Origin of the sequence: Candidatus Pelagisphaera phototrophica (assembly GCF_014529625.1) — a bacterium.
Classification (GTDB): domain Bacteria; phylum Verrucomicrobiota; class Verrucomicrobiia; order Opitutales; family Opitutaceae; genus Pelagisphaera; species Pelagisphaera phototrophica.
Map to the genome: position 1 here is coordinate 3493550 of NZ_CP076039.1, position 14953 is coordinate 3508502.

Here is a 14953-nt window from a genome sequence, read left to right on the forward strand (position 1 = left end):
TAGGTTTTTGGATAAAGGAACCTCCTTCATGGCAAATCCACAGTTACTCTTAAAGCGCATTCGCTCACATGCCGAAAAAGGTCTCTCCTTCAACGGGAATACCAGCGATGAGGCGAAGCTCAAAGCGTGCCGCGAATTTTACGAGAAGGAAACGGAGTCCGTAAAGAATCTCCATCGAGAGGGAGCCCCGGGGCGGGAAGTCGTTCGGTCGCTCACCGCCATCGTCGATTCAATGATTCAAGCCCTCTCTAAAACGGCCTTCGCGGAGTTTAAAGCTCGGTCAAACGAAGAGAGCCAACTGGCAATTTCAGTCGTAGCAATTGGCGGCTACGGACGCTCAGAGCTATGTCCCTTGAGTGATGTGGACCTCATGTTCCTCTATCCCAGTAAAACCAGCGCCAGCACGCTAAAATCCGCCCAAGAGTTTATCGTGCAAAGAATTCTCTATGTCCTCTGGGACCTAGGTCTTAAAGTGGGCCATTCATCCCGTACCGTCGACGACGCGTTTGCCGAGGCTCGCAAAGACATCCAAACCAAGACGGCGCTCTTGGAATCCAGACTCATTTATGGTTCTCAAACACTCTTCGCGGGGTTTGAGAGCTCCTACAACCTGTTTTACCGCAAAGAGGATCCCAAAGCCTACATTAGACAACGCCTGGTCGATCAACGCGAACGTCGTAGCAGAAATGGGGATTCCGTTTTCGTTCAAGAACCGGACATCAAAAGCGGCGTCGGAGGGCTGCGCTGCTACCACAATACTTTGTGGATGGCGAAGGTCCGTCTGAATGTCACCAAGGTTGAAGGGCTTGGGGAGCAAAATTACCTGAGAAAGAGCGAATTGTCAGAATTCAAGACGGCCTACGATTTTCTCCTTCGAGTACGCAACGAACTCCACTTCCGAAGCAAGCGCCCTACCGATCTCCTGTCGCTCGAGACACAACCCAAAGTGGCCTATCGGCTCGGCTATCGGGAACGGAATCTCCTGGCCCGCGTCGAGCTGTTCATGAGGGACTACTACCGTCACGCAGCCAACATTCATCGACTGTCGAAAACGGTTGAGAATCGCTTGTCGTTGAATTCAGAAGCAGATACTGGAATCAACCCCCTGAAGTCAATGAAGAGCTTTCTCAATGCCCGGAGAAAAGAGCGCGTAAAGCGGGAGGACGGCTTCATTCTCCGCGGTCGCGAAATTAGCTTCGAGGACAAGGAGGTTTTTAAGGAGGATCCCGTAAGGCTTCTGCGGGTTTTCCGAATTGCTCAAAAGCACGAACTAGAACTCGATTTCGAATTGAGCTCCGTGATACGAGACTCCCTGAACCTAATCGACGACAATGTCAGATGTTCAGATAGGGCGAACTCCAGTTTTCTCGCCATTTTGCAGGAGAGCGGAAAGGTCTACAAAATTCTCTCGCTCATGCATGAACACCGCGTTCTGGGAAAGTTTGTGCCGGAATGGGACCGGCTTACCTGCCTCGTTCAGCACGAGTACTACCATCGCTTTACCGCCGATGAGCACACGCTTCACACTATCCGGGAATTCGACTATGCATACACTCACTCCGATCCGATTTACGAGCGGTATCGCAAAGAAATTAGTGAGCTTCGATTTCCAAACCTTCTCTACCTGATTCTCTTTCTCCACGACATCGGGAAAGGCAAATCGATAAAGGGACATGCGGAGATTGGGCTGGAAATCGCGGAACCGATACTCGAGCGAATGGGAATCGCCGAGGAACAGTGCGTCATCATTCGATTCGTCATCAAGAACCACTTGCAAATGGCGCGTTTCTGGCAACGCCACGATATCGATGATCCCGATACAGCCCGCGTTTTTGCCGACCAAATGGAAACGAGCGAAAATCTACGTCTCCTTTTTATCCATACGTTTTGCGATGCACGTGGAACGGCAAAAGGACTTTGGAATCAATACAAAGACAGTCTGCACGCGACTCTCTTCAATGGGGCGATGGCCTCACTGAAAGCGGATGGCAAAATCGAGGAAAGCTATAAGCTGCACAAGAAATCGGTGCGGCAAGCGATTCTCAAAGTCGGAATTGAGGGAATTCCCGATGAAGAGATATCGGCCCATTTCGACAAACTGCCTGATCGGTATTTTCTCATTACTGAACCCAAAGAGATCATGCTACACATTGCGATGATCAATCGGCTATTTCGGGAACTCACGCAAGCGGAATCCCTTGAATCACTCGCTCCCGTAATCAACCTCAAAGAGGATTCCAAAGAACACCTATTGGTCATCAATGTCATAACTTGGGACCGACCGGGCCTCTTCCACAAGCTCGCGGGAGCTCTAAACGTGGCCGGCTACAGCATTTTACGGGTAAAGGCCGCCTCTCGCAAAGACAATATAGCGATCGACACTTTTCTAGTGGTTGAGAATCACACGAAGATGCGTACCGAAGGCGATGCGACAATGATATTCGAGGAGTGCGTCAAAGATGCCCTTATCAGAGGGACGGATTTACACCCTGTCCTCCACAGCATCTTCAATAGATTGACGAAGAACATTCTGCACAAGATTGAAAATCCTCTTGCCGAAGCCTTTCCCACCCATGTTTCAGCCTACAACGATCAGGATCTCGAAAGAATCATTCTAGAGGTCCAAACGTCCGACAGTCTTGGACTGCTGTATGCGATATCTAAATGCGTTTTCGAACAGGGGTTCACAATTGTGTTTGCCCGAATCAATACAGAGCGTGAAATGGCAGTAGACACTTTCTACTTGGAACCAATTGGGTCTGAAAGAACTCCAGATGAGGATGAGCTAAACGCTCTGAAAGAGAAAGTCCTCGGTGTTATTGCAACTGAGCGACAGCCCGCAGAAAATGAAGCATCCACCAGCACCCAATAAGTCTCCCGTTGGAATCTTAATCTATATTTGTATTCTGATCTGCAGTGCATCGATAGAGGCCCGCCCACCCAATATCGTCGTCATTATGACCGATGACCAAGGTTGGGGCGACCTTAGTATCAATGGAAACAAGAATTTGGATACTCCAAATATTGACCGGTTGGCAGATGAGGGGATCACACTGGAGAATTTCTACGTCTGCCAAGTCTGCGCACCAACTAGGGCTGAGTTCCTTACCGGTCGTTACTACCCTAGGACAGGAGTAAGCGGTGTCTCTACTGGACAGGGGCGCCTAAACTACGACGAAACCACCATTGCCGATGTGTTCAAGAAAGCCGGTTACGCCACAGGAGCCTTTGGCAAATGGCACAACGGCACCCAGCCCCCATATCACCCAATCAATCGCGGATTCGACCAGTATTACGGATTCACTTCGGGACACTGGGGCTACTATTTCAGTCCGCCCCTCGACCATAATGGCCAAAGAGTCCGGGGGAAAGGCTACGTTGTCGACGACTTTACCAGTAAGGCCATCGAGTTTATCGAAACGAATAAGGAATCCCCATTCTTCTGCTACGTTCCTTACAACACGCCCCACTCCCCCATGGTGATATCGGACCGGTTCTACGGAAAATTTCGGGACGCAGACCCGGAAATGCGCAACCGTGATCCCGAAGAGGAGGATCTTATGATGACCCGCGCCGCCCTGGCCATGTGCGAGAACATCGATTGGAATGTGGGTAGGATCTTGGCAAAACTGGGAGAACTGGAAATCGACAACAACACCATCGTAATCTTCTTCTCTGACAACGGTCCCAACTCATTGCGATGGAATGGTGACATGAAAGGCCGAAAAGGAGCCATCGACGAAGGAGGTGTGCGTTCACCTTTTTTTATTCGCTGGCCCAATGAAATCCCTGCGGGAGAGTCGATCGAAGAAATCTCTGGGGCTATCGACCTGCTCCCTACTTTGGCTGAACTTGCAAGCATCCCCGCTATCTCAAAGTACCCCCTCGACGGACGAAGCATTCGCCCACTGCTTTTGGGTGAGGCAAGGCAATGGGAGCCGCGACCCATTTTCTCGATTAAGAACAATCAGGTGAGCGTTCGATCGCAGCGCTTCCGGTTAGACAACAATGGGCAGTTGTTCGACATCGAGGCGGATAGAGGGCAACGGCGAAACGTAGCGGACAAGTATCCGGAAATCGTCAAGGAACTTTCCTCCCAGTCCCGACAGCACTTGAAGGATATGCAATCGGAGTTCGATAAGTACCGAGACCGCCCATTTACAGTCGGCTATGCGAAATCAACGACTCTACCCGCTCGTGACGGTACTCCCCACGGTGAAATTAAACGCAGCTCGAAAGCCCCGAACAATTCTTTTTTTACCCATTGGAAGCGTACTGACGATTCAATCACATGGACTGTCGAGATAGGGAAATCCAAGGAGTATGAAGCCATACTCCACTACACTTGCGTATCTGGAAACGAAGGTTCGACCATTCAACTCTCCTCGACCAACGGAGGAGCGACTCAAACGAATATCCTCGAAGCCTTCGATCCTCCTCTTTACGACAAGTCGATCGAGCGTATGGCCCAATCCCACTACTTTGTTAAAGAATTTAAGGCGATCAGCCTCGGAACAATTTCTTTGAGCGAGGGACGAGCCACCCTGGCGTTGAAAGCAACCCAGATCCCTGGCGACACCGCCATCGACGTCCACTCGATTGACCTCATCCAACTGGACTGAGATTAAAAAATTGGAGTTCCCAAAGATGAAACTCCTCAGATTACCCCAAAACTAGCTAAAAAACTGATAATTAGCCAATTGTTGTCACACTTCAATAGATATTATTTGCCAAATTGGATTCGATTTGGAGAACGGATACACTGACCCAATCCATTGGAGAATCTGAAAATATCAACTAAGGCTTTAATCATAAGGGATAACAGTATTCTTGTAGTCAAAAAATCGCCTGAGTGTAGCCAGAAATATTATACACTCCCTGGTGGTACGCAGAAAGCCGAAGAAACGCTACATAGATCGCTTGCGAGGGAGGTTTTCGAGGAAACGGGCGCTACCATCGATATCGAGGAACTGATTTGGACAAGCGAGCGGAGGATCCAGCCAAAAAGTAAACAGGAACGGATCACTCACAAAATTGAGTACATTTTTCGGTGTTTCATTAAAGATGGATACAAGGCGAGAATGGGTCCTATTCCAGATTCTAATCAAACCGGTGTACGCTGGCTGAGCATCGAAAAACTGGAACAATATCGAATCGCGCCCAAGAGACTGCGGGCCACTCTGAACGATTTACTTTTGAAGTTGGACTAATTACTTTCGGTTGGAGTAACGCCAACAATTGTTGGTACGAAAGTTCTCTCGAATACAATTTTGGAGAGATTGGGTAGAAATTAGAGAATCCCCGCTGAACAAGGGAACAATTCCTTATCGCCTAACGACGCCGTACTTCTATCCTACCTACGAGAATGAACTCCAAACGGAAAGGACAGCTATCTCAGATACTCGTTCGTGGAGCGCTCTTTGGCCTCACCTGCTTAGGTGGTGTCGTCCTCGGAGTCTATCTAGCACGAATTCAAATTGCTCACTTTCTGGCAGAGAATGCCCTGACCGAAACGGGTATTGACGAAGCACGCTTTGAATGGGATCGACTCGATTCTAACATTTGCACGCTCACGGATATCTTCATAAAATCCGACTCCTATACTCTAAGCGTTAAGCGGCTCGAGCTCAGCTACAATCTCAAAGATGTCTGGGAAAAAAGGGAGTTGAAATCGATTCAACTTAAAGGGGTTGAACTTTACTACGATCTTACCGGTCCCTCTACGGTGGATCTTCTGGAAATCGATACCCTTATCAAAAATGGCATCCCCTTTCCCCTGCAATCCGTTACGATTGAAGACGCGATGGTCATACTTCGAACGGATCTAGGGGAAACCAAATTCGATCTGCATCTCGCCCTTAGTCAGGCTGGAGGTTCGGATATTCGAGGCGAGGCCAAAGTGGCAACTGAGACCGAATCCATCTCCCTCGATCTTTCTATCTCCGACCGTATTCGCGGTTCGATTCAAGCGACCGTTTTAGATCTCGAATCCACACTGGCTGCAAACGGAATCGAATGGAAAGGTGCTCTGCCATTTTCACAAGAAGACGCTATTCAGCTAACCAGCGCATCAATCGATACCTATATCGTTTTCCACGGCATCACACTTGAATCGGCATCCGTCTCGGCAAACTTGGGCCCTTTATTGGTCCGAGACTTTGATCTGGATGCGGATATCAAAAAAGTACAGGTATCTCTTGACCTGCTCGGAAATGAAGTTCGCAATATTGAGTCGAACATTTTCCTTGGTAGCCTTAGCTATGATCAGTTATTTGTATCTGACACTCAAGTACAGATTTTTTCATTAGACCTTAGTGACCTTCTCATCAAGGTACCCGATACGCAGTGGGAATCTACGAACGGCGAAAATGGAGTATTCTCAATCGTTGCGACTCCCGTTTTAAACGATGAATACTCAATCGAAAGCTATTCTGGTGAATTGTCTTTCAGTGAACTGCATAGCGACTCCTTCAATCTTGCTCCCTTCGACATTGCCTTCAAAGGAGATCTAGAATCGGCCACCGCGTCCCTCGGAAATCTTGTGACCCAGGCGATGCCATGGTTGGTAATTGAAAACTTGAAAACCACGATCGAAGGACTTACCACTGAATCTCCCCAAATCGAAGCCTCCGCCGCAATCGTTTCGAAGGAACTCCCATCTTTTCATCAAAAACCGCCTCTAACGGGCAGGTGGAATCTGCAAGCCAGTCTATCGCACGGGCTCGATAAACAAAAAGCCAGCGTCACCATTACCCCGGAAGAGGTAACCAGAATCGCGAGCCTACCTTTCGCAACTCTATACGGGACCGCCCTACTCCGAGCCGACCTAGACTATTGGCCCACAGACAACCAGGCGACTCTGGCCCTGAATTTGACCGCCGCCGAACTAGCAACGGATTTTGATGACTGGTCAATTCAAGGAGGCAAGGCTTCCCTTTCTATCTCAACCGAACCAGTCGATTTGCTCCTGATGGGGAAACACATCAACAACACCCCCGCACTGATTGAGTACGCGGCTCCCTTGACGAAATACGAATTCAACCTTCAAGGATCCGAACTTAACGGTCCATCGGACCTGGTAGTGCAATGGTTTTCAGCCGGAATCCGTTCATTAGGCCCTCTCCCATCATCACCGATACACTCCCGACTCGAGCTCGGAGCCGGCATTATTCAACTGGGAACCGAAACAGTAAATCAGTTCTCACTAGATTCTGAAATCAAGGGATCCTGTAATTTCTTTGAAACTAATACAAGCGCTGCGCTCCTTCTCGAAAACGAACCGGTTTCAATCAGTCTGGAACAGTCTGTGGAATCGGGTACTAGGGAATTTGTATCCAAAGGAAAATACGAGATTAAGGGAATCCATCTCGTCAGTTCTGATATTCTCGCTCGTCACCTGCCCACACTGAAAGGTTCATCCGTTTCTGCAAAGATCACACTCAATGGCGAGACTCAGGCCAAGGGGAAGTCTTGGGATGCCTCCATGCATATTCAACTGCGGGAGGGAGGGCTCCGATTGCCTTCGCAAGAGCTAACGATCGATTCCGTTCGAACCGATGTCAATTTTCCCTCAATCCTCAGCTCAACTACTTCTCCTTCCCAAACAATCGCGGCGGATCGGATTACGATCGGGGATATTGAAGCCACTCAAATTGAATCGGCTTTCATGATCGCTAACGGGTCCCAACTCTCAGTTGAAAACGCCGGGTTATCGATCTTTGAGGGCCGAGTCACTCTTGATCCCTTCACAATCTCTACCACAGATCCAAAGGCGGACTTACTCATACACTTCGATCGCCTCTCGATAACTCCCGCGATTACGATGCTTGATTTTTTTGATGGATACGTGAGCGGTCGACTAAACGGAACGCTGCCAATCCGCATCGAAGATGGATACCCTATTCTCGGCGAGGGATATCTCAAACTGGATCCTAGTGAGCCGGCTGAGTTATCCTACAACGCCACCGGTCTCTTCACCGATAAAGGCTCTGATCCGCTCGCGAAGAAAACGCTAGGGGACAAGTTGCTCGAACGCCTGGAACTTGAGCCGAACGCTTTGCTAGAAGATGCTTTGGAAAGCCTTACCATCCAAAAACTGCGACTCGATCTGTTCAACAAGAACCTGCCAAATACTCCGATGCGAATACAACTCGAGGGAACCGCTGATACCGGGGATACACAAATTCCGCTAAACATCACTACCAATGTAAACGGAACCCAAGCGGAATTGCTCAATTTCCTCACCCGGCTGGACTCGCTCGGTCTCATCGCCGACCAAGAACCTAACCAATAGGCCATGCTGGAATCTAACAATCTTTAAACAATAATCCCCTCGCAATCCGAACTCTAAAGCAGCATTCTAGTCAAATATTCTGAATACGGTTCTAACGGGAGCCGTCCTACTCGAAAATCATGAAAATCGATACTCGCTCCGTCGCAAAGTTCGCCCTCGCGTCTGCTATACTCCTTGGCCTTTCCGGCTGTATCAGCATAAAGACGCATAGCTCATTCGAGCCGATTTTCATGACGCTCGATGTCAACCTAAAGGTGCAGCTTCAAAAGGAGCTTTCGGACGTGTTCGGCGATATCGACAGTGCATCAACTTCCGTCTCAGATTCCTAATTTCCAACGTTATCAATAAGATGAAAATACCCAGCTGGACCCTTATCTTTACCATTGCCTCAGTCACTATCGGGCTCGTGCCTCAAAACGCAATGGCTCAAAATAACGAAGTGTCGATCAAGCAACGGATGCTTGAAAGAATCGCAAGCGTCGATGCCTTGAAACTCAGCGGTTCGGTCGGGGAGAACAACAAGGGGTTTCTGGAACAAAGAGCGATTCTCAACCCTGCTCAAACAAAAACCATGAATGATGAGAACAGCGACCGCAAGGCGTTGTACACCATTCTCGCAAACCGGCTCGGGCTTTCCGTGGCGGTCGTGGGACAAGGCAGAGCTGAATCGATTCGCGAAAAATCCGCCCCAGGCGTCTGGGCACAGCAACCTAGCGGACAGTGGTCTAAGAAGTAAGGCCCAAATTCGGGTGCTTCACACCATCGGCGACGGAAAAGGCTAATGCTCTTCCAGGAGTGTTTTCACATCGTCGATAATACGTTTCATATCGACGGTCATCACACCGTTGTAGACGCCTCGAATCCTACCGAGTCTATCGATGAGGAAAACTTTTTCAGTATGGAGAAAGCTCTCTCCCACATTTTCTATCGGGGACCCCGCATCGTCAGCAAAATATGAGTCTCTTGCTAAACTGTATATCGATTCCTTCTCTCCTGTTAAAAGGTGCCAAATATCTCCCGATATTCCGTGCTTAGCTTCGTACTCCTTTAGCAAGGAAACCGAATCGTAATCTGGAGTTACCGAATGGGACAGGATCTTAATCTCCTCATTCCCCTTAAACGCGGCCTGAACCCGCTTTAAGTTTCCAGTCATGGTCGAGCAAATACCTGGACACGTAGTGAAGAAGAAATTCGCTAGGTAGAGCTTTCCCCTAAGCGACTCCCGTCCCACTAAATGGCCATTTTGATCAATAAGTTCAAAGTCGGCGATACGGTGAAATCCTTCCGCTCCTCCTTGATCTTCGCCAAGCCATTTTGGAGTTAGGCTAGGTTCGCTAAAGAAGGGAATCGACGATTGAAGATCGGAATCTTCAGCCAAACTGGAGATCGATCCAACTAAAGACAGGACTACGACCCATATTTTCACTCCGAAATTGTTACGCATCGCTTAGAACCAATAATCCCGTACCGGCGTCCATTCTTGACGACGTAATTTGCCCGAACCCGTCCATCCGCCTCCCACATTTGCTGGGACCCCACTTCTTCGCCGTTTTCATAATGTAACAACGAGTAATGGCTCCCATCCGAATACCACTGTTTACAGCTCCCATGGTAGTTGCCATGCGAAAAATTTAATTGAAACCTCAATTTTCCATTCTCAAACCATCCGAGATGCTCTCCCTCTTTTCGGTTTTCGCGGTAGTAGCGCTTTTCTTTTAATTGGCCGTTTTCGTACCAGCTCGAGTAAAGCCCTTCACGTTTTCCGTTATCCCAGAGAGTCTCAGACTGCAAGCTACCCTCGCTATAGTATTCGCGAGTAATTCCAGAATAAGGCACTCCACCTTGCACCATCAATCCATTGGATCTGTAAAATTCAGCGACATTAGAACCCACTAAGTCAGTATCTTCCGAGTGGATACTCAATAAGGCAGCCATAGAAGCGAAACCCAAAACGACAAGACGTAACATCATCCTAGTTGGTTTGCGTTCCAGGATTGCCAAAATACTCTCCACCATTCAAGTAGGGATCTGTATCCGTGAAGTGGTAGTGGTAGATTCCATCAGGAAATTCCTCAGTGGCGTGAAAGTGCCCATGATACTCATCCAATTCGGCATTGGTGACAGCTACACCATTCTCAATTGGACCATACACCGGAAAGCCATCGAGAAGTACACCTACAAGCCCATCCTTCCCTTCCAAACCAGTGAGATAGAGCGGCTCGATATGGTAATGATAAACCCCCGTATTTTGCGGGTGGCCATTAAATTGATCGAAACTGTCGATTTCATTTGTCAATGGCCGGTTCGGACCCGCGTATTGATTGAATAGAGCGACCCCGTTTATAGCGATTCCAATTGAGCCCAAATTGGTGCTGCGCTTGTTCGAGGCTTCTGCCGGATTGAGCGGAATTCTGTAAACAAAACTTTGGGAACCTATTGAATTTGGGTTTAACCGAAAGCTGCCATTCGGGCCATTGTACGCCTCATACCGATCATCTCCTTGAGAAAAGTACGGACTCGGATGGTTGGGTACATTGGAAGATTCGATCACCATAAACTCTCCGTCTACGTACAGAGTCAGTTCCTCCGAAAACAGGTTGTAGGGAGCCGGCAATCTGTTGGCCTTCTCAGAAAGCGTTGCTCGATAAAACTGGGCTTCCGTGGTCAGGGTGACCACAAGCTCTCCTTCCCCAGACCCATCGAGAACTACCAATCCGGCCCCGCCCAATCCCTGCCACAGCTCTAAATCGTTTGAGAATTCCACCGACCAAGTGTCATCTTTTTCCCCTTTTATCAAAAGACGCACTGCTTGGTCTTCAAGGAGCCTTTCTATTGACAATTCTGCATGCAATCCGGTGAGCCAAATTCCCAATGCACAAAGCCCGAAAACCCTGCGGAGCAGACCCAATGTACTGAAAACTCTCAATCTAATCTTCTTACCTTTCCTTTTAATGAATTTGGCTCCAATAGGATCAATCTACACCGGCCGGACACACAAACACAACGGCAACTCATTCGAAAAAATCGCGGTCCCGGATGCAACTCATTGATAGACCGAAAAAAAGGAGCCCTCATCGGAAGGCTCCTGAATTCTTGATCGGCTTCAACGACGAGCTTACTTGGCCGTTATAATGCCCTTCATCAGAGCGTAGTGTCCAGGGAAGGAGCAAATGAATGCGTATTCACCTGGAGCGTCTAGCTTGAATTTGATCGTGTCGGTTTCCTTGGGACCGAGCAACCTCGTGTTAGCGACTACCTGCTCCGCCAAAGGACCTGACTGAGGAACGTATTCAGTCGCGGCTGCTGCGACCGCTCCCGCTCCGAACCCCATAACGTCCGAGCCTGGCTTGAGGATCACCACATTGTGCCCCATCGCCGCCTTGGGCAACGCTCCCTTGTTCGTGAAAACAAGCGTTATCTCTTCCCCGGAAGGAACTTCGAACGATTTGCTATCAAATTGCATCGTGTCATTAGCAGACAACTCTATGGTTGTTTCTGCGAGAGCGACCGAGGATAAACTGATCAGCCCAAATAACGACATTAAGGTTACTGCTAATTTTATTTTCATTTGGATTATGATTTACGTTCCAACGAAACGCGGAACAATGGACACCGCTTCTGATCCTTCAAACAATAAATTGTTCCGAATAAAAACTATCTGCAAGTAATTGATTTCGTGGGATTTAAGATTCGATTCAAAACTGGTTCAACTCCCGATTGAACATTGCCAATCCGTCCCGGCCCTCCTATACCTTTTTTCAGGCTCCTTTAAAATCACCAGACTTTACAAGGTACCCTTTTTCATATATTTTACAGAATACTGACATGACTACTAAACTTCTGCTGCTAGCTTTCGCCCTGCTCATCGCAGCCCACATCCCCCTCAGAGGAGAAATGATCTACGACATCACCGCCACCGACCTCGACAACGAAACCAGGAAGCTTGAGGAGTTCGCTGGCAAGCTCTTGCTGATTGTGAATGTCGCTTCTAAATGCGGCTTTACCGGACAGTACGAAAACCTCGAATCACTGTATCAAAAGTACAAAGACGACGGCTTGGTTGTTTTAGGATTTCCCTGCAACCAGTTTGGAGGGCAAGAACCGGGGACAAGCGAAGACATTAAGTCTTTTTGCTCGCTCACCTACGGTGTCACTTTCCCTATGTTTGAGAAAGTTGACGTCAACGGACCCAACCAACACCCCCTCTACTCCTTTCTCGCAGGGGAGAGCTCTCCTGTTAAGGGTAGAATAAAGTGGAACTTCAGCAAGTTTTTGGTTGGGCGCGATGGAAAGATCCTCGAGCGGTTCGGCAGCATGACCAATCCCGAATCGAGCAAAATCAAGAAGGCGATCGAGGCTGCGCTTTAAACTCTGGGTTTACGTAGCCTTACTACATAGGACTGGAAGAAATTGTTTCTAAGATCACTTCTAGTCTACCCCGCTTTTAGAAGAGCACTGCTCTTCCTGATTCCAGTAATAACCCTTCAAAACATTGCTGTTTTGGGTTCCGAACGGTTGAACCTCGACTCAAAATACTCTTCACTCGCCGCCGATCCAGGGCTTTTTCATTATGGAAAGATGCGGTGGCCTTGAATGAGGGCAAGATATTCCTTGCCCGCTCACACGCTCACAATCGAATACCTTATCTCACCCTAACCGCTATTCCCGGAAGTTACCATACATACCACGCCTCGGGACCTCGAATCATGATTACAGACAAGTTAACGTTAGAGCGAGATCTCAACCAAGCCGAGCAGAAAACCCAGGCAATCACTCTGGAAGAAAGGGCCATTAAGGCAGGATATGATGCTCGAATTGACAGAATTCCAATGAGAGAAAATTTCTCTCAAGAAATCGAACGGGTCCTAAAGGAGAACGAGGACTGCCTGAAAGCGATCGAGCCAGTCGATTGAATCCAGTATCCTCACTGATTGTGGCGTCGCGTAATATTAACCCCTAATCCGTTCATTTTTATAGACTTCATTGGATCATTTTAGGAAAACGCACGATCTGCAGCCTCTAAGGTTGCTCCTAACTGATTTCCCTATCACCTGATTTAGACAATATGAACGAAGGCAAAAAACCTGTTCTCCTCGTCATTCGCGACGGCTGGGGAGCGAACCACCACAAAGAGCAAGATGCGTACAACGCAATCAAGCTCGCCGATACACCCGTTTCAGACAATTTGAGCCAAAACTGGCCCCGGACCGAGCTTGCCGCCTGCGGTCTGGACGTCGGGGTCCCCCTAGGCGTAATGGGAAACAGCGAGGTCGGACACCAGAATATCGGAGCCGGACGTATCGTTGACCAGGAGATTGTTCGCATCAACAAAGCATTTGAAACGGGATCCATTCGAGGCAACAAAGTGCTCGAAGGGGCATTCGACAGATCTAAGGATGGCGGGAAACTGCACTATATGGGAATCGTCTCGGATGCGGGGGTCCACGGCCTGCTAGATCATCTCTACGGGCTTTTGGGAGAAGCGAAGAATGCAGGTATTGAGCAAGTCTACATACACGCCTTCACGGATGGCCGTGACACCCCGCCACACAGCGGGAAGGGTTTTATCGAGCAAATCGAAGCCAAGTGCTCTGAACTCGGTATCGGAAAGATCGCCAGTGTATGCGGCCGATTCTGGTGCATGGACCGCGACAACCGCTGGGATCGCGTTTCCAAAGCCTACAATATGCTCGTGGGCAAACGCGCGGCGGGAACCTCAACAAACGCATCCAAAGCCCTATCCGATTACTACGACAGTCCCACCAACGACTCTTCTACTGGCGACGAGTTTGTGCCCCCAACTTCGATTGTAGACGAGACCGGCAAACCGGTTGCGAATATAGGAAATGGGGACGCGGTCGTTTTCTATAACTACAGGGGGGACCGCCCCCGCGAAATCACTCGCGCGTTTATCGAGGACGAATTCAGCGAATTCGAACGAGGCGAGAAACTGGATCTTTACTACGTTGCAATGACCGAGTGGAAAAAGGGGCTTTGCGAAAACGTCATCTTTCTAAAGCCCAAGAAAATGAGCAACATTCTCGGCAACTATCTTTCGAGCCAGGGTCTGACCCAATACCGTTGTGCCGAGACCGAGAAGTATCCGCATGTTACGTTCTTCTTCAACGACTATACCGAGGAACCCTTTGAAGGTGAAGCATGGGGGCTAGCAAATAGTCCAAAAGTGGATACGTACGACGAAACCCCGGAAATGTCCGCCGAGGAAGTCAAAGAGCTCACCAAGAATGCGATTCTGTCCAGGAAGTACGATTTCGTTCTCGTGAATTTTGCCAATCCGGACATGGTCGGACACACTGGCAATATTGAAGCGGTCAAACTGGCTTGCGTGAAAGTGGATCATTGCATAGGGGAATTGCTGGAAGCGATTGACCAGGTCAACGGTGTCGCATTGGTGACCGCAGACCACGGCAACAGCGACCAAATGTGGGACCCCGCCGTCAACGGTCCCCACACGGCTCACACTCTCAATCCCGTCGAGCTCGTCATTTATGGCAAAGATTGCGAAAACCTAAGCCTTTTTCAGGAGGACCGTCGCCTCGCAGACATCGCTCCAACTGTTTTGGAGCTTATGGGATTGGAAAAACCTGCCGAGATGACCGGAATTTCCTTGATCGTAAAATAGCTCCGACAAGCAATCCG

13 protein-coding genes are annotated in these 14953 nt (G+C 48.9%); 9 read left to right on the forward strand and 4 right to left on the reverse strand.

The window, feature by feature from the left end:
* Positions 1–28: 28 nt before the first annotated feature.
* From glnD to GA004_RS15050, 6 genes are all read left to right on the forward strand, one after another.
* A complete protein-coding gene (glnD, locus tag GA004_RS15025) occupies positions 29–2872 on the forward strand; it encodes a [protein-PII] uridylyltransferase (protein WP_343218808.1) in 2844 nt (947 codons plus the stop codon).
* Positions 2847–4622, forward strand: coding sequence for an arylsulfatase (locus GA004_RS15030; protein ID WP_283394697.1), 1776 nt, complete (start codon positions 2847–2849; stop codon positions 4620–4622). The genes glnD and GA004_RS15030 overlap by 26 nt, the downstream gene beginning before the upstream one ends.
* A 153-nt stretch (positions 4623–4775) precedes the next feature.
* Positions 4776–5210, forward strand: coding sequence for an NUDIX domain-containing protein (locus tag GA004_RS15035; RefSeq protein WP_283394698.1), 435 nt, complete (start codon positions 4776–4778; stop codon positions 5208–5210).
* A gap of 155 nt (positions 5211–5365) precedes the next feature.
* Positions 5366–8293 carry an intermembrane phospholipid transport protein YdbH family protein gene (locus GA004_RS15040; protein ID WP_283394699.1) on the forward strand — a complete coding sequence of 976 codons (2928 nt, stop codon included), beginning with the start codon at positions 5366–5368 and terminating at the stop codon, positions 8291–8293.
* A gap of 119 nt (positions 8294–8412) precedes the next feature.
* Complete coding sequence (locus tag GA004_RS15045) at positions 8413–8622, forward strand: hypothetical protein (RefSeq protein WP_283394700.1); 210 nt, start codon at positions 8413–8415, stop codon at positions 8620–8622.
* Positions 8623–8642: 20 nt separating this feature from the next.
* Complete coding sequence (locus GA004_RS15050; protein ID WP_283394701.1) at positions 8643–9029, forward strand: YdbL family probable chaperone protein; 387 nt, start codon at positions 8643–8645, stop codon at positions 9027–9029.
* A gap of 42 nt (positions 9030–9071) precedes the next feature.
* Here GA004_RS15050 and GA004_RS15055 read toward each other — a convergent pair whose 3' ends face one another.
* From GA004_RS15055 to GA004_RS15070, 4 genes are all read right to left on the reverse strand, one after another.
* A complete protein-coding gene (locus GA004_RS15055; protein ID WP_283394702.1) occupies positions 9072–9737 on the reverse strand; it encodes an SCO family protein in 666 nt (221 codons plus the stop codon).
* The gene (locus GA004_RS15060; RefSeq protein WP_283394703.1) at positions 9716–10264 is read right to left on the reverse strand and encodes a toxin-antitoxin system YwqK family antitoxin; all 549 of its coding nucleotides are present in this window, start codon (positions 10262–10264) and stop codon (positions 9716–9718) included. The genes GA004_RS15055 and GA004_RS15060 overlap by 22 nt, the downstream gene beginning before the upstream one ends.
* Position 10265: 1 nt before the next feature.
* A complete protein-coding gene (locus tag GA004_RS15065; RefSeq protein WP_283394704.1) occupies positions 10266–11219 on the reverse strand; it encodes a YHYH protein in 954 nt (317 codons plus the stop codon).
* 189 nt (positions 11220–11408) lie between these two features.
* A complete protein-coding gene (locus GA004_RS15070; protein ID WP_283394705.1) occupies positions 11409–11861 on the reverse strand; it encodes a plastocyanin/azurin family copper-binding protein in 453 nt (150 codons plus the stop codon).
* Between the two features lie 257 nt (positions 11862–12118).
* Here GA004_RS15070 and GA004_RS15075 point away from each other — a divergent pair, with 257 nt between their 5' ends.
* The 3 genes from GA004_RS15075 to gpmI all read left to right on the forward strand — a co-directional run bounded on the left by GA004_RS15075 (position 12119) and on the right by gpmI (position 14936).
* Positions 12119–12661 carry a glutathione peroxidase gene (locus tag GA004_RS15075; RefSeq protein ID WP_283394706.1) on the forward strand — a complete coding sequence of 181 codons (543 nt, stop codon included), beginning with the start codon at positions 12119–12121 and terminating at the stop codon, positions 12659–12661.
* 338 nt (positions 12662–12999) lie between these two features.
* Positions 13000–13206, forward strand: a complete 207-nt coding sequence (locus tag GA004_RS15080) for a hypothetical protein (protein ID WP_283394707.1) — start codon at positions 13000–13002, stop codon at positions 13204–13206.
* Positions 13207–13358: 152 nt separating this feature from the next.
* Positions 13359–14936, forward strand: a complete 1578-nt coding sequence (gene gpmI / locus GA004_RS15085) for a 2,3-bisphosphoglycerate-independent phosphoglycerate mutase (protein ID WP_283394708.1) — start codon at positions 13359–13361, stop codon at positions 14934–14936.
* Positions 14937–14953 lie beyond the last annotated feature (17 nt).